Origin of the sequence: Pectobacterium polaris, from assembly GCF_002307355.1 — a bacterium.
Classification (GTDB): Bacteria; Pseudomonadota; Gammaproteobacteria; order Enterobacterales; family Enterobacteriaceae; genus Pectobacterium; species Pectobacterium polare.
In genome coordinates this window covers 2,902,248-2,922,830 of the sequence record NZ_CP017481.1, presented here as the reverse complement: position 1 = coordinate 2,922,830, position 20,583 = coordinate 2,902,248, and the positions used below count along the sequence as shown (strand labels likewise).

The 20,583-nt window shown below is 53.8% G+C and carries 19 protein-coding genes and 2 tRNA genes; 13 read left to right on the top strand and 8 right to left on the bottom strand.

Annotated elements, in window-relative coordinates; all coding sequences use genetic code 11:
* Positions 1–33 precede the first annotated feature (33 nt).
* The gene (gene bioB / locus BJJ97_RS13100) at positions 34–1,071 is read right to left on the bottom strand and encodes a biotin synthase BioB (RefSeq protein ID WP_039484473.1); all 1,038 of its coding nucleotides are present in this window, start codon (positions 1,069–1,071) and stop codon (positions 34–36) included.
* 95 nt (positions 1,072–1,166) lie between these two features.
* Between bioB and bioA the strand changes: the two genes are divergently transcribed.
* From bioA to BJJ97_RS13075, 5 genes are all read left to right on the top strand, one after another.
* Complete coding sequence (gene bioA / locus BJJ97_RS13095) at positions 1,167–2,471, top strand: adenosylmethionine--8-amino-7-oxononanoate transaminase (protein ID WP_095994219.1); 1,305 nt, start codon at positions 1,167–1,169, stop codon at positions 2,469–2,471.
* Positions 2,472–2,657: 186 nt separating this feature from the next.
* Entirely contained in the window at positions 2,658–3,065 is a 408-nt protein-coding gene (locus BJJ97_RS13090; protein WP_014914903.1) for a CidA/LrgA family protein, read from the top strand.
* Positions 3,065–3,760 carry a CidB/LrgB family autolysis modulator gene (locus BJJ97_RS13085; protein ID WP_010280886.1) on the top strand — a complete coding sequence of 232 codons (696 nt, stop codon included), beginning with the start codon at positions 3,065–3,067 and terminating at the stop codon, positions 3,758–3,760. The genes BJJ97_RS13090 and BJJ97_RS13085 overlap by 1 nt, the downstream gene beginning before the upstream one ends.
* Positions 3,761–3,932: 172 nt before the next feature.
* Positions 3,933–4,823, top strand: a complete 891-nt coding sequence (gene cdd, locus BJJ97_RS13080) for a cytidine deaminase (RefSeq protein WP_095994218.1) — start codon at positions 3,933–3,935, stop codon at positions 4,821–4,823.
* Between the two features lie 206 nt (positions 4,824–5,029).
* Positions 5,030–6,727, top strand: coding sequence for an NAD-dependent malic enzyme (locus BJJ97_RS13075; protein WP_095994217.1), 1,698 nt, complete (start codon positions 5,030–5,032; stop codon positions 6,725–6,727).
* Between the two features lie 58 nt (positions 6,728–6,785).
* Here BJJ97_RS13075 and gsiD read toward each other — a convergent pair whose 3' ends face one another.
* From gsiD to BJJ97_RS13055, 4 genes are all read right to left on the bottom strand, one after another.
* Positions 6,786–7,691, bottom strand: coding sequence for a glutathione ABC transporter permease GsiD (gene gsiD, locus BJJ97_RS13070; RefSeq protein ID WP_095699074.1), 906 nt, complete (start codon positions 7,689–7,691; stop codon positions 6,786–6,788).
* A gap of 9 nt (positions 7,692–7,700) precedes the next feature.
* Positions 7,701–8,621, bottom strand: a complete 921-nt coding sequence (gene gsiC, locus BJJ97_RS13065) for a glutathione ABC transporter permease GsiC (RefSeq protein WP_039480114.1) — start codon at positions 8,619–8,621, stop codon at positions 7,701–7,703.
* A 108-nt stretch (positions 8,622–8,729) separates the two neighbouring features.
* Positions 8,730–10,274, bottom strand: coding sequence for a glutathione ABC transporter substrate-binding protein GsiB (gene gsiB, locus BJJ97_RS13060; protein WP_193438337.1), 1,545 nt, complete (start codon positions 10,272–10,274; stop codon positions 8,730–8,732).
* 25 nt (positions 10,275–10,299) lie between these two features.
* Entirely contained in the window at positions 10,300–12,201 is a 1,902-nt protein-coding gene (locus tag BJJ97_RS13055; protein WP_095994216.1) for a dipeptide ABC transporter ATP-binding protein, read from the bottom strand.
* Positions 12,202–12,678: 477 nt separating this feature from the next.
* On the opposite strand from BJJ97_RS13055, the gene moeA reads away from it, so the two are divergent.
* The 3 genes from moeA to BJJ97_RS13040 all read left to right on the top strand — a co-directional run bounded on the left by moeA (position 12,679) and on the right by BJJ97_RS13040 (position 15,375).
* Positions 12,679–13,914 (top strand): molybdopterin molybdotransferase MoeA, encoded by a 1,236-nt coding sequence (moeA, locus tag BJJ97_RS13050; protein ID WP_095994215.1) that lies wholly within the window; start codon positions 12,679–12,681, stop codon positions 13,912–13,914.
* Between the two features lie 2 nt (positions 13,915–13,916).
* Positions 13,917–14,675, top strand: a complete 759-nt coding sequence (gene moeB, locus BJJ97_RS13045; protein WP_095994214.1) for a molybdopterin-synthase adenylyltransferase MoeB — start codon at positions 13,917–13,919, stop codon at positions 14,673–14,675.
* A gap of 100 nt (positions 14,676–14,775) precedes the next feature.
* Entirely contained in the window at positions 14,776–15,375 is a 600-nt protein-coding gene (locus BJJ97_RS13040) for a nitroreductase family protein (RefSeq protein WP_095994213.1), read from the top strand.
* Between the two features lie 70 nt (positions 15,376–15,445).
* Here the strand turns inward: BJJ97_RS13040 and BJJ97_RS13035 are convergent, their stop codons facing one another.
* Positions 15,446–16,360, bottom strand: coding sequence for a lipid kinase (locus BJJ97_RS13035; RefSeq protein WP_095994212.1), 915 nt, complete (start codon positions 16,358–16,360; stop codon positions 15,446–15,448).
* Positions 16,361–16,653: 293 nt separating this feature from the next.
* On the opposite strand from BJJ97_RS13035, the gene BJJ97_RS13030 reads away from it, so the two are divergent.
* Positions 16,654–18,129: a sensor domain-containing diguanylate cyclase gene (locus tag BJJ97_RS13030; protein WP_095994211.1), complete on the top strand. Its 1,476-nt coding sequence runs from the start codon at positions 16,654–16,656 to the stop codon at positions 18,127–18,129.
* Positions 18,130–18,210: 81 nt separating this feature from the next.
* Here BJJ97_RS13030 and BJJ97_RS13025 read toward each other — a convergent pair whose 3' ends face one another.
* Entirely contained in the window at positions 18,211–18,378 is a 168-nt protein-coding gene (locus BJJ97_RS13025; RefSeq protein ID WP_010280855.1) for a YqaE/Pmp3 family membrane protein, read from the bottom strand.
* A gap of 153 nt (positions 18,379–18,531) precedes the next feature.
* Here BJJ97_RS13025 and BJJ97_RS13020 point away from each other — a divergent pair, with 153 nt between their 5' ends.
* Entirely contained in the window at positions 18,532–18,918 is a 387-nt protein-coding gene (locus tag BJJ97_RS13020) for a lysozyme inhibitor LprI family protein (protein ID WP_095994210.1), read from the top strand.
* A gap of 60 nt (positions 18,919–18,978) precedes the next feature.
* Here BJJ97_RS13020 and BJJ97_RS13015 read toward each other — a convergent pair.
* Positions 18,979–19,065, bottom strand: a tRNA-Ser gene (locus BJJ97_RS13015).
* A gap of 93 nt (positions 19,066–19,158) precedes the next feature.
* Between BJJ97_RS13015 and mtfA the strand changes: the two genes are divergently transcribed.
* The 3 genes from mtfA (at position 19,159) to BJJ97_RS22195 (ending at position 20,583) form a co-directional block, all read left to right on the top strand.
* Positions 19,159–19,956, top strand: a complete 798-nt coding sequence (gene mtfA, locus BJJ97_RS13010) for a DgsA anti-repressor MtfA (RefSeq protein ID WP_095994209.1) — start codon at positions 19,159–19,161, stop codon at positions 19,954–19,956.
* Positions 19,957–20,066: 110 nt separating this feature from the next.
* Positions 20,067–20,142 (top strand) — tRNA-Asn (locus tag BJJ97_RS13005).
* A gap of 174 nt (positions 20,143–20,316) precedes the next feature.
* Positions 20,317–20,583 (top strand): Arm DNA-binding domain-containing protein, encoded by a 267-nt coding sequence (locus BJJ97_RS22195; RefSeq protein WP_193438336.1) that lies wholly within the window; start codon positions 20,317–20,319, stop codon positions 20,581–20,583.

Sequence of the window (20,583 nt, the reverse complement as noted above, 5' to 3'; positions counted from 1 at the left end):
GCACGCCTTACCCGACGGTTTGCAGGCTGGACGTCATACCGCAGCATTATAAAATTGCTCACTATCGGCATTAATCAGCTGTTCCGCCAACCGCTGCTGCTGTTGGTTATCCCCGAATTCAGTCCCCGTCTGCTGCGGATTCAGACCTAATTTGAGGAACAGCGCCAGATCTTTGTCTTCTTTCGGGTTTGGCGTGGTAAGCAGTTTGCAGCCGTAGAAAATGGAGTTCGCCCCCGCCATAAAGCACATTGCCTGCGTTTGCTCGCTCATCTGCTCGCGTCCGGCGGACAGGCGCACATAGGAAGCCGGCATCATGATGCGCGCAACGGCAATAGTCCGAATGAAATCAAATGGATCAACATCATCGTTATCCGCTAGCGGCGTGCCTTTCACCTTAACCAGCATGTTGATCGGCACGCTTTCCGGCGGCGTCGGCAGGTTAGCCAATTGCACCAGCAGCCCGGCGCGGTCGCGCACGGTTTCACCCAATCCAACGATGCCGCCCGAGCAGACTTTAATGCCCGCACCGCGCACTTTATCCAGCGTATCCAGACGCTCTTGATACGTGCGGGTGGTGATGATGCTGCCGTAAAATTCCGGCGAGGTATCGAGGTTATGGTTATAGAAATCCAGTCCGGCAGAGGCCAGACGCGCGGCCTGATCGTTGTGCAGCGTTCCCAGCGTCATACAGGTTTCCATCCCCATCGCTTTCACGCCTTGCACCATCTGTTCCAGATACGGCATGTCACGCTCGTGCGGGTTTTTCCACGCCGCGCCCATACAAAAGCGCGTCGACCCTGTGGCTTTCGCCTGACGAGCCGACTCCAGCACTTGCTCAACCTGCATCAAGCGTTCGGTATCAATACCGGTGCGATAGCGGGAGCTCTGCGGGCAATATTTACAGTCCTCAGGGCAAGAACCGGTTTTTATCGACAGTAACGTACTGACCTGTACCTGACGGGGATCAAAATGCTGACGGTGGATCTGCTGCGCTTCAAACATCAGTTCCAGAAATGGTTTATTAAATAAGTCTTGCGCTTGCTCAAGCGTCCAGTACATGCGGTCAGCCATCTCGGCATCTCCAAACTAAAAACGTTTCGCCAGTGTAAATTAACCCGATATACTGTCAACCAAATAGAGTCCATTTTGGTTTACGAAAGATCACCATGAACCCAGAAGACCTTGCTTTTGACCAGCGCCACATCTGGCACCCCTACACGTCAATGACCGAACCGCTGCCCTGCTATCCGGTCATATCAGCCAGCGGCGTAGAGCTTCAGTTGAACGACGGGCGTCGCCTGATTGACGGTATGTCGTCGTGGTGGGCAGCGATTCACGGTTACAACCATCCGGTAATCAATCAGGCGGTACAGGCTCAGCTCAGCCAGATGTCGCACGTGATGTTCGGCGGGATCACCCATCCGGCGGCGGTGACGCTGTGCCGCCAACTGGTGGATATAACGCCAGAAGCGTTGGAATGCGTATTTCTGGCGGATTCCGGCTCGGTAGCCGTCGAAGTAGCGATGAAAATGGCGCTGCAATATTGGCAGGCACGCGGTGAAGCCCGTCAGCGCTTTCTCACCCTGCGTCATGGCTATCACGGTGACACCTTCGGTGCCATGTCCGTGTGCGATCCGCAAAATTCGATGCACAGTCTGTATCAGGGCTATCTGCCTACCCACCTGTTTGTCGATGCACCGCCCTGCGCCGCGATCAACGAAGGTGGTTTTACCGACGAGTGGCAGGAAGCGGAGATCGCACCGCTACAGGCGATGCTGTCAGCGCATACTCATGAGATCGCGGCCGTGATTCTGGAACCCATCGTACAGGGTGCAGGCGGCATGCGTTTCTACCACCCGGCCTACCTGCGTCGGGTTCGGGAACTGTGCGATCAATGGGGCATTTTGCTGATTGCCGATGAGATCGCCACCGGATTTGGCCGCACCGGCAAGCTGTTTGCCTGTGAGCATGCGGGAATTTCACCCGATATTATGTGCCTGGGAAAAGCGCTGACTGGCGGTTATATGACGCTCTCCGCCACAATAACCACCCGAATAGTGGCGGAAACCATCAGCAACGGCGCGGCAGGCTGTTTTATGCACGGCCCCACATTTATGGGCAATCCGCTCGCCTGCGCGGCAGCCAACGCCAGTTTATCGATCCTGGAGGAAAACCGCTGGCAGGAGCAGGTCAAACAGATTCAACGGCAGCTGCAAGAAACCCTGCAACCCTGCGCGGATTCGCCGCTGGTGGCGAACGTTCGCGTGCTGGGCGCTATCGGCGTAGTGGAAACACGGCGTCCGGTTAATATGGCGCGGCTACAGCGCTTCTTCGTCGAGCGCGGCGTGTGGATTCGCCCCTTTGGTCGACTCATTTATCTGATGCCGCCGTTTATCATTCAGCCTGATGAACTGCGTAAGCTGACCGACGCGGTCTGTGCCGCGATTCGTGATGAACGGCTATTTGACTAACGACTATTTGGATCAATAAAGTATTTGGAACAACAAAAGCCTGGGTGCGGCACGTTTGCTGTCGCTCTCATGCTATTCATCACATCTCCCCTGCCATGAGTTGCCGCATAACGTTAGCAATGTGCGCTGTAGCACGTAAATTCCATTAGCGTTATGATAATCCCCTCAGCTAATCAGGAATTTCCCATGCGTAATACGTTCATCGTGTGCTGGCAGTATTTACGCGCTTTCGCATTGATTTATCTCTGCCTGCTGGCAGGCAATGCGGTATCCGCGTTACTTCCGTTCACTATCCCCGGCAGTATCATCGGCATGCTGGTCTTGTTCATCCTTCTCGCCTCGCAAATTCTGCCCGCGCAGTGGGTAAAACCGGGTTGCCACCTTCTTATTCGCCACATGGCGCTGCTGTTCGTCCCTATCGGCGTCGGCGTGATGAATTATTACGATCTGGTCAGCCAACAGTTTGGCCCCATCGTGGTTTCCTGCCTGATCAGTACCTTTATTGTGATGTTGGTTGTGGGTTTCAGTACCCAGATAATGCAGCGTGAACGAGCCGTGGCTGGCGATCGCACGCCGCCGAAGGATAATGAATAATGTTCAGCTATTTGTGGTGGTCACTGCCCCTCACTCTGATTGTCTTTTTCGCCGCGCGTAAACTGGCCGTGCTGACCCGAATTTCCCTGTTGAACCCGCTGCTGGTATCGATGGCGATTATTATTCCGCTGCTGCTGGTATTGAAGATTCCCTACGAGCACTATTTTCAGGGCAGCAAAGTCCTTAACGATCTGCTGCAACCGGCGGTGGTCGCGCTGGCGTTCCCGCTTTATGAACAGCTGCACCAAATTCGCGCGCGCTGGAAGTCGATCATCAGCGTGTGCTTCATCGGTAGCCTGACCGCCATTATCTCCGGCACGCTGGTGGCGCTGTGGATGGGTGCATCGCCAGAAATTGCCGCCTCGGTGCTACCGAAATCCGTCACCACGCCGATTGCGATGGCCGTCGCCAGCTCGATTGGTGGGATTCCTGCTATCAGCGCCGTCTGCGTGATTTTTGTCGGTATCCTCGGCGCAGTCTTAGGCCACAGTGTGTTCAACCGTATCGGTATTAAAACCAAAGCCGCACGTGGGCTGTCGATGGGCACCGCCTCACACGCACTTGGTACGGCACGCTGTGCGGAGGTTGATTATCAGGAAGGCGCATTCAGTTCGCTGGCGCTGGTCATCTGCGGGATCATCACGTCGCTGATTGCGCCGCTCATTTTCCCTCTGCTCTTACACGTCGCTGGCTGAATCTCGCGGGGACGGTGCGTACCTCGCTTCGCCCTGCCATAAAATTGAGATACATCTCGCATTTAACAGTTAATTTGCATTCCTTTCATTCAACAAAGAGATTTTGATCACAATTTATTGCTACTCTGCTCCCTAACATGACGTCATTGACGGGTAAAAAGAGTACGCCGATATGCATCCACGATTTGAAAACGCCTTCCAGCAATTACCTGCCAGTCTGCAAGCCGCGATCGGTCCTTTGATCGATAAACCAGATTTTGCCGCCATGCTCACCGCAGACGACGTGAATGCCGTCTGCGAAGCCAGCCAGCTAGACGCCGATGCGTTGGCCTTTGCGCTGTTGCCTCTGGCAGCGGCCTGCGCACAAGCACCTATCTCGAATTTTCAGGTTGGTGCGATTGCGCAAGGACTCAGCGGCAATTTCTACTTTGGTGCCAACATGGAGTTCAGCGCGGTTCAGTTGCAGCAAACGGTGCATGCCGAACAAAGCGCCGTCAGCCACGCCTGGATACGCAATGAGCGTGGGTTGCGGGCCGTGACCGTGAACTACACGCCATGTGGCCACTGTCGTCAGTTTATGAACGAATTACGTAATGCCGCCTCGCTGCGCATTCAATTGCCGGGTCGCCAGCCTGCCGTGCTCAGCCACTATCTGCCGGATTCCTTTGGCCCCGTCGATCTGCACATCGATACCTTGCTGATGGATGACGTCAACCACGGCGCAACCTTGCAGAATGTGAACGCGCTTGCGCGTCGGGCGCTGGATGCCGCCAACCGTAGCCACGCCCCCTATAGTAAAGCCATCAGCGGCATTGCGCTGGAAACCTCAAGTGGCAACATTTATACCGGACGCTACGCAGAAAATGCGGCATTCAACCCTAGCCTGCCGCCTTTGCAAGTCGCGTTGAATCTGATGAACCTTGCTGGCGAAGATACGTGCACCATTAAACACGCGGCTGTCGTTGAGCGTCGTAATGCAGTTGTCAGCCACTGGGCCATTTCGCAAATTATGCTGGCCGAGTTAGGCTGCACCGACATTGAACATCACTTTATTGAGGAATAACGGCAGAGGTCAGCAAAGAATTTCAGCAAAGGGAAGAGTTAGAAACGAGAGGTGAATCGATAAAGCCTGCATTTTGACTAAGATGCAAGCCATCTGTAACTATTTAAATTAACAATTCCTGTACATATTTTCTGGGTAATTTAAGATCCGCAACAGTTTTGATCGACAACACCTGAGTTTTTTCTGTTATCCGAGAGTAAAAAGTCATGGAATTAGAATACGAAAGCAAACGTCCTCTCCATATTCCCTACGCTGGCCCAATATTGCTTGAATTTCCCCTGCTGAATAAAGGCAGTGCGTTTACTGAAGAAGAACGCGCTAACTTTAACCTGCATGGTCTGCTGCCTGAAGCCGTCGAAACCATCGAAGAACAGGCAGAACGCGCCTGGCGTCAGTACCAGGAATTCAAACACGATATTGAAAAACACGTGTACCTGCGCAACATTCAGGACACCAACGAGACGCTGTTCTACCGCCTGCTGGACGGTCACCTCAGTGAGATGATGCCTATCATCTACACCCCGACCGTTGGCGAAGCCTGTGAACACTTCTCCGATATCTATCGTCGCGCACGCGGCCTGTTTATCTCCTACCCTAACCGCGCACATATCGACGATATGCTGCAAAACGCCACCAAGCAGAACGTGAAAGTCATCGTTGTGACCGACGGTGAGCGTATTCTGGGTCTGGGCGACCAGGGTATCGGCGGCATGGGGATTCCAATCGGTAAGCTGTCGCTGTACACCGCCTGTGGTGGCATCAGCCCGGCCTACACCCTGCCCGTCGTTCTGGATGTCGGCACCAACAACCCGCAGCGCCTGAACGATCCGCTGTACATGGGCTGGCGCCACCCGCGTATCACCGACGACGAATACTATTCCTTCGTTGACGAATTCATTCAGGCCGTTAAGCGCCGCTGGCCGAACGTGCTGTTGCAGTTTGAAGACTTCGCACAGAAAAACGCCACACCACTGCTGAACCGCTATCGTGATGAGATCTGTAGCTTTAACGATGACATTCAGGGCACCGCCGCCGTTGCCATCGGCAGCCTGATTGCCGCCAGCCGTGCAGCAGGGACTCAGCTACGCGATCAGACCGTTACCTTCCTGGGTGCGGGCTCCGCAGGCTGTGGTATTGCTGAGCAAATCGTCGCGCAGATGAAGTCTGAAGGGCTGAGCGAAGAAGAAGCACGCGCACGCGTCTTCATGGTTGACCGCTTCGGTCTGCTGACGGACAAACTGCCGAACCTGCTCGATTTCCAGAGCAAGCTGGTGCAGAAAAGTGAACTGCTGGCTGACTGGGATTGCAACAGCGATGCGATTTCACTGCTGGAAGTGGTACGCAATGCCAAGCCGACCATCCTGATCGGTGTATCCGGCCAGCCGGGTCTGTTCACGGAAGAAATCATCCGTGAAATGCACAAGCACTGCGCGCGTCCTATCGTGATGCCGCTGTCTAACCCGACATCCCGCGTGGAAGCCCGTCCAGAAGATATCATTCGCTGGACAGAAGGCTCAGCGCTGGTCGCCACCGGCAGTCCGTTCGCTCCGGTTAACTATCAGGGCAAAGTCTTCCCTATCGCCCAGTGCAACAACTCCTACATTTTCCCAGGTATCGGGTTAGGTGTTCTGGCGTCGGGTGCCAAGCGTATCACTGACGGCATGTTGATGGCCGCCAGCCGCGCACTGGCTGACTGCTCGCCGCTGGCGAATAACGGTGAAGGCGCTCTGCTGCCGGATCTGTCCGATATCCAGCAGGTGTCCAAGCGTATTGCTCTGGATGTGGGTAAAGCCGCACAGCTGCAAGGCGCAGCCGTAGTGACTTCAGCCGATGCATTGCAGAAGGCGATTGACCATAACTTCTGGCAACCGCAGTACCGCAGCTACAAACGCACCTCGTTCTAACTGTCTGACTGCTAAAAAGCGCGGTATTTACCGCGCTTTTTTTATCACTGCTTTTTATTCAGCTTTTCAATTTCGGGTCGAGCGCATCGCGCAGGCCATCACCCAGCAAATTAAACGCCAAGACCGTCAGAAAGATCGCCAGACTAGGGAAGATCGCGACGTGCGGGGCAATCACCATATCCGACCGCGCTTCGTTCAGCATCGCTCCCCACTCCGGCATCGGCGGCTGTGCGCCCAGCCCTAAAAATGACAGGCTGGCTGCCGTGATGATCGACATTCCAATGCGCATCGAGAAAAACACCACGATGGAAGACACCGAACCGGGCAGAATATGCCGAAAGAGGATCGTCCGGTCGCTGGCACCAATGCTGCGGGCCGATTCAATATAGGTAAGTTGCTTCAGCACCAGCGTATTGCCGCGCACCAGACGGGCGAAAGCCGGGATGCTGAAAATCGCGACGGCGACAATCACATTCGCCATCCCACTGCCCATAATCGCCACAACGGCAATCGCCAGCAGAATACCGGGGAAGGCAAACAGTACGTCGCAGAGGCGCATGATGATCCTGTCTGCCCACCCTTCGTAGTAGCCCGCCACCAGACCGAGTGTCGTACCGATAATCATCCCGACCAGCACCGAGAGAATGCCCGCCGCCAGCGAGATACGCGTCCCCATCAGGATCCGACTGAAAATATCACGCCCTAATGAATCCACCCCTAGCCAATGCGCCGCCGACGGGCCTTCATTCAGGCGGTCATAATCGAAGTAGGTCTCGGCATCATAGGGCATCAGGTACGGTGCCAGAAACGCGATCGCAATCAGCAGCAGCACAAACACACCTGCGGTGACCGCGACATGCTGCCGAAGAAAGCGCCGCCAGAATTCACGCCACGGCGTACGAACCGATTTATCCCTAATGACAGGGAGCGTCGCCAGCATAGCGTTACGTCGCCAGTGTCTCATTCCCTTTCCTTATTTATAACGAATGGCTGGGTTAATCGCGGCATACAGCATATCCACCAGCAGATTGATCAGAATAAACTCCAGCGAAAACAACAGCACTTCGGCCTGAATCACCGGATAGTCGCGCATCTCCACCGCATCCACCAGCAGCCGTCCTAGCCCCGGCCAGTTGAAGACCTTCTCCACGACGATTGAGCCACCGAGCAAGAAACCAAATTGCAGCCCCATCATCGTAACTACCGGAATCAGCGCATTGCGCAGCCCGTGTTTCACCACCACCAGCGATTCGCGCACGCCCTTTGCCCGTGCCGTACGCATATAATCTTCTTGCAAGACATCAACAAACGATGCACGGGTAAACCGCGCCATCACCGCCGCGACCGCCGCACCCAGCGTCAACGAGGGCAAAATGTAGTGTAGCCAGGTGTCTGCCCCCACCGTCGGCAGCCACCCCAGTTCGACGGAAAAAACCTGCATTAACAGCATGCCGAGCGCAAACGCAGGGAAAGAGAGACCGGAGACCGCCAGCGTCATCCCGATTCTGTCCGGCCAGCCGTTGCGCCACACGGCGGACACGATGCCGATCGCCATGCCAAAAATCACCGCCCACACCATACTGCACACCGTCAGCCAAAACGTCGGCATAAAGCGCATGGCGATCTCTTCGGTGACGGGGCGTTTCGATACGATCGACGTGCCAAAATCCCCTTGCAGGACATTAGTAAAGAAGTGCCAGAACTGGTGCGGCAGCGGTTTATCCAACCCCAAATCCTGCCGCACCATCTCAATAACAGCAGCATCCGCTTCCCGCCCGGCGGCTAAACGCGCCGGATCGCCGGGTAACAGATGAACGAACAGGAACACCAGCACCATCACAATCAGGAGCGTGGGAATCAGTCCCAGTAGTCGTTTGATAAAATAATTCAGCATGAACAGTTTTCCACAGACATGCGTCGGACTCCCTATGAGTGAACGTGTGTTGACCACTGCGGGCAGCCTCACGGCCACCCGACTCCCTGGTCATTCTTTTGCGGCGGATTATTCCGCTAGATCGGCATCCTCAAAACTGAATAAAGTATCCGGCATCACGTAGAATCCGGTCAGTTTTTTGCTGTTCGCCGACACCAGGCGCTCTGTCGCCAGGAAAATCCACGGCGCATCCGCCCAGATTTTGTCCTGAGCATCTTTGTACAGCTTCTGCTTTTCCGTCCGATCTGTCGTTTTCAGCGCATTCGCCAGATCCGCATCGACCTGCGGATTGCTGTAAAACGCCGTATTGAACTGCGCGGGTGGCCAGGAAGCTGTCGCAAACAGCGGCGACAGCGCCCAGTCGGCTTCACCCGTTGAGGCTGACCAGCCGGTGTAGAACAGGCGAACCCCCGTTTCTTTCACGCTCTTACCTTCCACTTCCGCCGCGCGCTGTCCCGCATCCATCGCCGTCACCTGCACTTTCACGCCAACCTGTGCCAGCTGTTGCTGCGTGAACTGCAAGACTTTCTGCGCTGTACTGTGGTTATGCGACGACCAGAGCGTCGTGGTGAAGCCGTCCGGGTAGCCCGCTTCTTTCAGCAGCTCACGCGCCTTGGCTGGATCGTAAGGCCACGGGTGATATTTTACTGAATAATCAATGCTGCTCGGCAGTGGCCCTTCGGCTGGCGTCGCATAGCCGGAGAACGCCACTTTAATCAGCGCCTCTTTGTTGATCGCGTAGTTCAGCGCCTCGCGTACTTTTGGGTTATCAAACGGCTTCTGCGTGACATTCATACTGATGTAGCGGTGCAGAATCGACGGCGACGCCACCAGCGCCAGCTTGTCATTTTTCTCCAGCACCTTGGCCTGCTCGAACGGTATCGGATAAGCGAACTGCGCTTCACCGGTTTGCAGCAGCGCCGCACGTGTGTTGTTATCGACGACCGGACGCCAGGTGATGCTGTCCAGTTTCGGCAACCCGGCCTTCCAGTAGCCGTTGAATTTCTCGACTTTGACAAAGTCGGTCTGATTCCAGGCCACAAAACGGTACGGGCCCGTACCGACCGGATGGAAACCAATCTCCTTGCCGTACTGCTTTAACGCCGCCGGAGAAATCATCACCGCGGCCGGGTGCGCCAGATTATTCACGAACGCGGAGAACGGCGTCTTCAGCGTAATTTTCACCGTCAGATCGTCAACCGCCTCGGTTTTGTCGATCATCTTGAACAGGTTATATCGCTTCAGGCGATTGTCAGGATTACTGGCGCGATCCAGATTCACTTTCACGGCAGCGGCATTAAAAGCCGATCCATCGTGAAATTTGACACTTGGGTGCAGCTTGATGGTATACGTCAACCCATCCGGACTCACGTCATAGCTGTCCGCCAAGACGTTCACCAGCTTCATATCTTTATCGAAGCCAAAGAGCCCCTGATAAAAGGACTTCGCCACCGTCTGCGATAGCGAATCGTTGGCATCATACGGGTCCAGGCTGGTAAACGTGGAACCCACGGCGATAACCGCATCTTTGGCTGCCCAGACGGGTGAAGTCGCCATGGCAGCGGTTACTCCTGCGGCCACTAACCAGCGCCGCTTTATCGTCATTACGCTCATGCTACGTTCTCCTTGTGAATCCCTGTCAATACGCGCCAGCTATCGGATGGTGCGCAACAAAATGCCGCTCACCGACCTGAACCAGAGGCGCCGTGATCGGCTCATCGCCAAGCGCCCGAATCGGGCTGGGTATTTCATCAACCAGCAGCACCTGCTCACGCTGGCGGCGTGAGGGATCGGCAACGGGTACTGCCGACATCAGCTTGCGGGTATAAGGATGCCGAGGCCGCTCGAATACATCTTGCCGTGAGCCGATCTCGACAATCTGCCCCATGTACATCACCGCCACGCGATGGCTAATACGCTCAACCACCGCCATATCATGTGAAATAAACAAAAATGCGATGCCGAATTCACGTTGTAGTTCCAGCATCAGGTTGATGATTTGTGCCTGAATCGACACATCCAGCGCTGATACCGCTTCATCCGCAATCACCACTTTAGGGTTCAGCGCCAGCGCTCTGGCGATGCAAACGCGCTGACGCTGGCCACCAGAAAATTCATGCGGATAGCGTCGGGCGTGCTCCGGCTCCAGCCCGACGCGCGACAGCAGCCACTCAACACGCTTTTCCGCTTCCTGCCGACGGCAAATGTTGTGCACCAGCAGCGGTTCCATAATCGAGAAACCGACCGTCAAACGAGGATCCAATGACGCATAGGGATCCTGAAAAATCAGCTGAATATCACGCCGCAGGTGCTGTAACGCAGCACCTTTCAGTTGATGGATCCGCTGACCGTTAAAGGTAATCTCGCCCTTCTGGCTTTCAACCAACTGGAGCAACGCACGGCTGGTGGTGGACTTGCCGCATCCCGATTCGCCGACCAGCGAGAGCGTTTCGCCCGGCCAGAGATCGAAGCTGACGTTTTCTACCGCATGCACCTGCCGGGTTACGCGGTTCAATAAACCAGTGCGTATAGGAAAACGCGTCACAAGATTGCTGACCTGCAAGATCGGCTCCGCCTGCGCGGGAACGGTATCCTGCGGGACATTGTCCGCAATACGTCCTGAATGTTGATCCAGCAGCGGAAATTTTTCCGGGAACGGTTGACCGCGCATAGACCCTAACGTCGGTACCGCCGCCAGCAGCCCTTGAGTATACGGATGCTGCGGTGCAGTAAAGATCTGCCCAACGCTCCCCGCTTCGACGCTTTCCCCACGGTGCATAACCAGTACACGCTCGGCCATTTCCGCCACCACGCTCATGTCATGGGTGATGAAAATCACGGCCATTTCCATTTCACGCTGTAGCACACGGATAAGTTGCAGAATTTGCGCCTGAATGGTGACATCCAGCGCGGTCGTCGGTTCATCGGCAATCAGCAGAGACGGCTTGCAGGAGAGCGCCATCGCAATCATCACCCGCTGGCGCATGCCGCCAGAAAGTTGGTGGGGATAGCGATCCAGTACGTTGCGCGCTTCTGGTATTCTGACCAGATCCAGCATGCGCAAGGTTTCTGTTCGCGCGGCGCGTCTGTCCATCCCCTGATGCAAACGAATCGACTCGGCAATCTGTTCGCCGACAGGGAAGACCGGATTCAGCGATGTCATCGGCTCCTGGAAAATCATCGCCAGATCCGCACCGCGTAACATGCGCATCGCACGCTGGCGGGCGCCGCGGAGATCCAGCACCTGCCCATCGCGGCGGCGAAACAGCATATCGCCTTGGTGAATCACGCCGCCCGCATGCTCAACCAACCGCATCAGCGCCAGCGACGTCACCGACTTACCCGACCCCGACTCTCCGACGATAGCCAGCGTTTCGCCGCGATCGACAGAGAACGTCAAATTACGCACCGCGTCGGTCCGCTGCCCCTGCTGCTCAAAATAGACACTCAGGTTGCGCACCTCCACCACCCGTTTTTCAGGCAAAATCAGTCCCGGAACAGGGGAAGATAGCGAGGCATAATGATCCTGTGTGGGCAACATGAACGGCGAATCTCCATATAAATGCGGCTGGAATCAGCGCAACGCGGTCAGGGACAAATTATCAGCGATTTTCGACTATATTTAGCGCAAGGTATGATGTAAAGCGGAAACTGAACTCGACACAGTGAAAAATTTCTTTTTATAACATTAAGTTAATTGTCATAAAGACACGCCATCAGGGGCAATATGTCCTGCAAATCCACCCACTTTTGCCCGAAATGTTTCGACTTGTGGGAAAAAAGTGACGCTTTCGCACCCATCCTTGTCGTTTGATACCTGACGGGATTCACAAGCCAACAATCCTATTCCTTGACCTGCATACATTCACCCACGTTACGAACTCTGACATAATTAATACTGGCATAGGAAACAGGTTTTCGCCTATGAACGGCGCGTTGCCGGAACACGATTCTTACTGATGAAATAAATCATATTAATGAAATCAGTCGTATTGATAAAACAAGCTGTGGAGTGAAGATGGAAAGCGTTAACGCAGGTTTACTGACTCTTGAACAAGCTCTGGAAAACATGTTTTCTCAGGTTCCTTCCCTTACCGAGACAGAGCGCGTATCCCTGTTCGACGCCGCAGGACGGATTACCGCCCATGCTATCACCTCCCCGATTAACGTCCCGCCTTTCGCCAATTCCGCGATGGATGGCTATGCCGTACGCTGTGCCGATTTGTCTACTGCTGCCTCCCTGCCGCTGGCTGGAAAAGCCTTCGCGGGCGCGCCATTCACCGGTGAATGGCCTGCGGGAACCTGCATTCGCATCATGACTGGTGCGCCGATTCCCGCAGGCGCCGACGCCGTCATCATGCAGGAACAGGCTGACGTCAGCGAGGACGGCATCCGCTTTCCACATGAGGTAAAACCCGGCCAGAATATTCGTCTGGCGGGAGAAGATATTCAGGCTGGTGCCAGCGTGTTATCCGCAGGTTGCAAGCTTGGCGTAGCGGAGCTGCCGCTGCTGGCGTCACTGGGGATTGCGCAGATTGACGTGGTGCGCTGCCTGAAAGTCGCGGTGTTTTCAACCGGTGATGAACTGCAACCCGTCGGCGAACCGCTGGCAGACGGCCAGATTTATGACACTAACCGTTTCGCCGTCCGTTTGATGCTGGAACAGCTGGGCTGCGAAGTGCACGATCTGGGGATTATCCGCGACGATCCGGCCGCGCTGCGTGCCGCGTTCCATGAGGCTGACCAGCTTGCCGATCTGGTGATTAGCAGCGGCGGCGTTTCCGTTGGCGAGGCGGATTACACCAAGCAAATGCTGGATGAACTGGGCGATATCCACTTCTGGAAGCTGGCGATCAAACCCGGTAAGCCCTTCGCCTTTGGTAAGCTGCAACACGCCTGGTTCTGCGGCCTGCCGGGGAATCCGGTTTCTGCTGCGCTGACGTTCTATCAACTGGTTCAGCCGCTGCTGGCTCGCCTGTCTGGCTATACGCAATGGCGCCTACCGCCACGGGTTCGCGTCAAAACCACCAGCGCACTGAAAAAGACGCCGGGGCGCACCGATTTCCAACGCGGCATTTTCAGCCGTAACGCGCAGGGTGAACTAGAAGTGAGAACCACCGGGCATCAGGGTTCACACGTTTTCAGCTCGTTCAGCCTCGGTAACTGCTTCATCGTACTGGAGCAAGATCGCGGTCGCGTCGCCGCTGGCGAATGGGTCGAAATCGAGCCCTTCAACACGCTGCTGGGGCACTGAGTATGTTGCCGGAGCTGAGCGATGAAGAGATGCTGCGCTACAATCGACAGATTGTGCTGCGCGGCTTTGATTTTGACGGACAGGAAAAGCTGAAGGCTTCGCGTCTGCTGATTGTCGGGCTGGGTGGGCTAGGCTGTGCCGCTGCGCAGTATCTGGCCGCGGCGGGCGTTGGCCATTTAACGCTGCTGGATTTTGACACCGTCTCTCTGTCTAACCTGCAACGTCAGGTTCTGCATCGCGATGCCCGTATCGGCATGGCGAAAGTCGAATCTGCGCGCCTGACATTATCCGATATGAATCCGCATCTTTCGCTCGATACGGTTGATGGCGATCTCGATGACGAGGCGTTGAGCGGACTGGTCAACCAACACGATGCCGTGTTGGACTGTACCGACAACGTCGCCATTCGCAACCGTCTAAACCGCATTGGCTTTCAGCTCAAGAAGCCGCTGATCTCTGGGGCGGCGATTCGGATGGAAGGCCAAATCAGCGTCTTTACCTATCAACCCAATGAACCTTGCTATCATTGTCTCAGCCGTCTGTTCGGCGCCAATGCGCTGACCTGCGTCGAGGCTGGTGTAATGTCGCCGCTGGTGGGCACCATCGGAAGCTTGCAGGCGATGGAGGCCATTAAGCTGCTGACCGGTTACGGCAGACTAGCGACAGGTCGACTGCTGATGTTCGATGCGATGACGCTGCAATTTCGCGAAATGATGCTGCCGAAAAACCCACACTGTGACGTCTGCGGCGGATCAGGCTGAAAAAGGAAAGATTGGCATCCGGCACGATAAGCCATTGAATACGGCGAAAATCAGTGACACATTATCAAGGCAAATCATCACGTAAACTGAGGAACACACCATGAGTAATGCTTTTTTGCAGTCAATCAAGGCCCGTCGTTCAATCTATGCCATCGGTAATAAGTTACCGATATCAGAAGATCAGGTTACCGCCCTCATTACCGAAGCCGTTAATGAAAGCCCCTCCTCTTTTAATTCACAAAGCTCACGCGTTGTGATTCTGTTCGGCGAACAGCATCATAAAGTGTGGGATATTGTTAAGCAGCAGTTGAAGAAAATTGTACCGGCGGACGCCTTTGCCGCAACAGAAAACAAACTGGCTTCCTTTGCCGCTGGCGCAGGTACTGTCCTGTTCTTTGAAGACACCGCCGTGATTGACGCGCTACAGGAAAAATTCGCGCTTTATGCCGATAACTTCCCGGTCTGGTCTGAACATTCAACCGGTATTGCCCAGTTTGCCGTGTGGTCTACGCTGGCGCAGGAAAAAATTGGCGCCTCACTCCAGCACTACAATCCGCTGATTGACGATGATGTTAAAGCACAGTGGAACCTGCCAGCCAGTTGGAAGCTGCGTGCTCAAATGCCATTTGGCTCAATCGAGCAGCCAGCCGGTGAGAAAACCTATATTTCCTTTGAAGAGCGTTTCCGCGTATTTAAATAATCCGCTGAATCACCCTTTATAAACAAACAGGGACACCATGCGGTGTCCCTGTTTGTTTTAGGTTCAGGTTCTAATCTGGCACTGGTGGCGCAAAAACCTGAATCGCCTTTTCTCTGATCCCGAATACCGCTGGCGTTTTGCCAATCAGTTCGCCGTCGGCATTGATATCGTGCGGCCTCGTCGTATTCAACGTCAGTTGTTTGGCGGAAAAAGCGCGAACTTTACGCCAGCGACCGTGCGTTCCCCTGCGGATAAAGGGAATCAGTGCCACCATTTCCCACCAGTGGGAAACCTCCAGGCTATACACATCCAGCAGACCATCATCGGGCGCGGCACTGTCTGCTACCGCCATGCCGCCGCCGTAGAAACGCCCATTCCCCACCGACACTTGCACGGTTCTCACCCGCTCTTTGATACCGTCATGCTCAATCTCCACGCGGAAAGGACGACTTTGCTTCAAGAGCTTAAAGGCCGCCAGCGCATAACCCAATGTGCCCCACCGTTTCTTGGATTTCGCTGACAGCCCGCGCGCCAATGCCGCCGAAAACCCAATACTGGAAACGTTAAAGAACAGATGCCCGTTGACCTCACCCAAATCAACAACACGCCTCTGCCCGTTAGCGATAACCTGCACGGCCTGCCGAATCTCTCTGGGGATCCCCACCGTACGGGCAAAATCATTCGCCGTCCCTAATGGCAGCACGCCCAACGGCAATCCGGTATCTACCAGGCCGGGTGCGGCAGAATTCAGCGTGCCATCACCACCGCCGATAATCACAAAATCCACCCGATCCGCATACGCACGTATAATGTCGCTGCACGAACCTGTGTCGTTTTCATCCGGTTCGACGATGCTGATCTGGCTTTGCTGTAATAGTTCTTTCACATAGCGTGCTGAGGAATCGCCATTCCGCGCCTGTTTATTAATCAATAAAAGCGCTGTTGGGCCTGATTCTTTCGTTGCTGAATAATGGCTCATGGTCATCCACCCAACATCATTGATTGATGAAATCTAACCATAGGGATAATCAAACCGACAAGGGAGCTTTAACAAGCCCACAATAAAATACAAAACATTACGTTCCGGCCACCTGCCGCTAATACTTCCACACAAGAACCACTATACTGAATCTCACAGACGAGCCATTTTTTGTCCAACGATACAACGCCGCCTATTTGGTGCTACAACGTAAATCCAGTAAAATATAAATCCTAATTTTTAAGGTGAAACAGTGACTTACTCACCTATCTCATCAATGATTCTCTGGGGAGATTACTTTGCAGACTGGATTCATCAATAACGCACGCTGGCTGGATAAAACACGCGCAATCATAATACTCGGTTCCATGCTGCTCACCGCCTTTCTGGTTATCAGTTGGACCAGCTATGAAGTCGCTAAAGAATCACTGGAAGAAGAGATCGAAGAAAATACCCTGCCGCTGACCAGCGATAACGTTTATTCGGAAATCCAGCAGGATTTGTTAAAGCCTATCTTTATTTCATCTCTGATGGCGCACGATACCTTTTTGCGTGACTGGGTACTAAAAAATGAAAGCGATCCGCAGGCTCTATTCCGCTATCTGAAAGAGATCGATCGCCGCTTCAACACTGTATTTTCTTTTTTCATCTCTGATAAAACGGGGCTTTATTACGATCAGCAACGCATCCTAAAAACCGTCTCAGAAACATCCCCCGACGATCAATGGTATTTCCAACACAAAGCCCTATCGGATGACATGCCCTACGTTGTCGATCTCCGCGTCGATCCTGAAGAACGCACTCGTCTGGACATCTTCATCAACCATAAAGTCATGGATTATGAAGACAATTTTATTGGTATTACCGGCGTAGGCATCCCAGTTGATCGCGTTAAACATCTTATTGAAAAATACGAGCAGCGCTATAACCGGACCATCTATTTCATTGATAAAGAAGGTAACATTACGCTGCATGGAGAAAACTACGCGCGCCCGCTGCAAATTCAGGAACAACAAGGACTAAACCGGATCGCAACCGCGATTTTAACCGCCCCTGGCGGCGCTTATGAATATCAGTCAAACGGGGAACATATCTTCCTCAACACCCGACTCATCCCTGAATTCGGCTGGTATTTGATGGTAGAGCAAACCAGTCACCCCAGTGAAAAACGGCTGTTCACCACGCTGCTTAAAAATCTGGGTATCAGCACATTCGTCAGCGTCCTTTTCCTATTCCTGCTGTGGTTGACGATTGGCGGATATCAACGCCGTCTGGAACAGATGGCAACGACCGATAAATTAACCGGCCTGATGAACCGTCAGGCATTTGATTATTTATTTCGCCGTCTCGGGTCGAAAAATGCCTTACAGCACAAGCCACTCTCCATTATTCTGATTGATATTGACCACTTCAAAAAAATCAATGACAAGTACGGCCACAACGTCGGGGATTTGGTTTTAAGAGAGGTTTCCTCTACCTTGTCGACCAACACTCGCTCTAGCGATCAATCCTGCCGTTGGGGAGGTGAGGAATTCGTGATTTTACTCGACGATTGCGATATCAACGCCGCGCAGCAGCGTGCCGAAGCCCTACGCCACAGCATTGAAATAACGCACCTCCCTTACCGTGAAGGGATAATTCAGGTAACAGTCAGCTGCGGCGTTGCTGAATATCGGGCAGGCGAGACACTGAGTATGCTGATTAACCGCGCCGATATCGCGCTCTATCAGGCAAAACAGCAAGGGCGTAATCAGGTGGTGAGTGCTGCACAATAGCGCGCCATCAATAAAAAGGTAACGGGGAGCGCTATGTCTCCCCGTTATTTCATCCGAATCGTCGAACAGGCTTTTCAGCCATTAAATACCATCATCTTTCGTCTGCACCCAAAACGCATGCACCAACCCAGGAAAATAACCTAACAACGTCAGAATAATGTTCAGAATAAATGCCCCACCGATGCCTTTCCCCAATAACACGCCCAACGGTGGCAGGAGAATAGTCAGTACAATACGCCAAAATCCCATATCAACCTCCGTAACGTGATGATTCCTTATGAAAGTAGTTCAGCGCACAGGATTTGTCAGTACGGAACGAGATCATTGAGAGTAATCTTTGCTGAGTCGTTCCCCCATCACATGTGCACCTGCATGCAGGTGCCGACTCACAGAGGATCAATAATGAAAAAGCGAGCCATTGTTCTTTTTGCTCTACTGCCCATCACTCAAGCCGCCGCCACAGACTGTGGCAACGCCAACACACAGCTGGAGATGAGCCAGTGTGCTGCTAATGAATATAAAAAAGTGGATGGCGAGCTTAATCGGCTTTATCAGGATGTCGTAAAACGCCTGGTGATTGAAGAACACAAGGCGTTGCTCAAGTCAGCGCAGAGAAAATGGATCGCGTACCGCGACGCTGACTGTGAGTTTCAGACCTTCCCGACAACCGGAGGATCGGTGCATGGCATGGTGTATTCCCAGTGCCTGACGCAGAAAACCGCCGAGCGCGTAGAAGAATTCAAAGGCATGCTACGTTGTGAAGAAGGGGATTTGAGCTGTCCGCTTTAAGCCACTGCCAAGTGTGGAAAGCGTCACAGACTAAACGCGGGGTAAGTGTTTGAATAGCGGTGGAGAGACGGGGGGATTTGAACCCCCGGTCGCGTTGCCCTACTCCAGTTTTCGAGACTGGCCGTTCAGCCGCTCCGGCATCTCTCCGTTTAGCAGTTGCCATGATGCCTACTTTTACGGCATGTTAACAGCACCCGCCCTCGCCTTTAAATTCAAGTGACGACTGAACGAGCAATAACAATGATTAAATGGCCGTGGAAAAACACTCAACCTCAGGTGCAGACGCTTGAACACTGGCAAGCTGCGATTTCCATCCCGCTTCTCGCGCCTTTAAGCGACGAAGAGCTCCAGCAACTGGTCGCCCTTGCCGATCAGTTTCTGAAGCAAAAGCGCCTGATTCCGTTGCAGGAGCTGGTGTTGACGGACATCATGCAGCAGCGCATCGCCCTGCTGTTTTCCCTGCCGGTGCTGTCGCTGGGAATGGATGCGCTGGATGGCTTCCATGAAGTTCTGATTTACCCCGGCCCGTTTATTGTTGAGGAAGAGTGGCAGGATGACATCGGGCTCGTGCATAAGGGGAAAATGGTGCAATCCGGCCAAAGCTGGGATCAGGGACCGATTGTCCTCAACTGGCAGGAAGTGCAGGATTCCTTCGACCTCTCCGGTTTCAACCTCATCATTCATGAAGTCGCGCACAAGCTGGACATCCGCAGCAGCGGCGAAGCGACGGGCGTCCCCCTGATTCCACTGCGTGAGATTGCTGCGTGGGAACAGCATCTGCACGGCGCGATGGATGCCTTGCAGGAAGAAATCGATCTGGTGGGCGAAGATGCTGCCAGCATGGATCCCTACGCCGTCCACGATCCGGCAGAGTGCTTTGCGGTGCTGTCGGAATACTTCTTCAGCGCCCCCGAACTTCTCGAAGAGCGTTTCCCCGATCTGTACCGCTGCTTCCAAAAGTTCTATCGGCAGGATCCGCTCGCCCGTCTAAAAAGCTGGCAAAGCAGCACCAATTACCGTGCGCCATCCATTTACTAACTCATAAAAAAACAGCGAATTGTACACAGCCTAAACAGTCAGACGATAAAGCTGATTTTGCCGTTGACAGTACCGCGGGTGGCAGATATCATCCGCCCCGTTCACACGATTCCTCTGTAGTTCAGTCGGTAGAACGGCGGACTGTTAATCCGTATGTCACTGGTTCGAGTCCAGTCAGAGGAGCCAAATTTAGAAAATCCCGCTTAAGGCAACTTAAGCGGGATTTTTGTTTTTATCACTTTATTCAATACCTTCACATGCAAAAGTCTTTTCGGTGCACATTCTGTTTTCCCTCCGCATCGAGAGAATCTGGTGGTCAGATTCGGGGTCAAGTTGGTTCGATGACGGAGTGACCCCCAAATGTCTCTTAACGACTCAAAAATCCGCAACGTAAAACCATCAGCAAAAACCTTCAACGTTTCCGATTCACACGGCCTGTATCTTCACGTTAAACCTACTGATGTTATGCCGAACAACAAAACCAAAACCGCTCTCATCAGGCTGTTTGACCGTATCAGGACTGTAGTAAGGAACGGAATTTCGGTTCCGTTTTATGCGAAAAACCGGGAGATGTTTCTCTTCCGCACGATAGACGGACTTGAACAGGCTCCCATCAGCCACGATTAA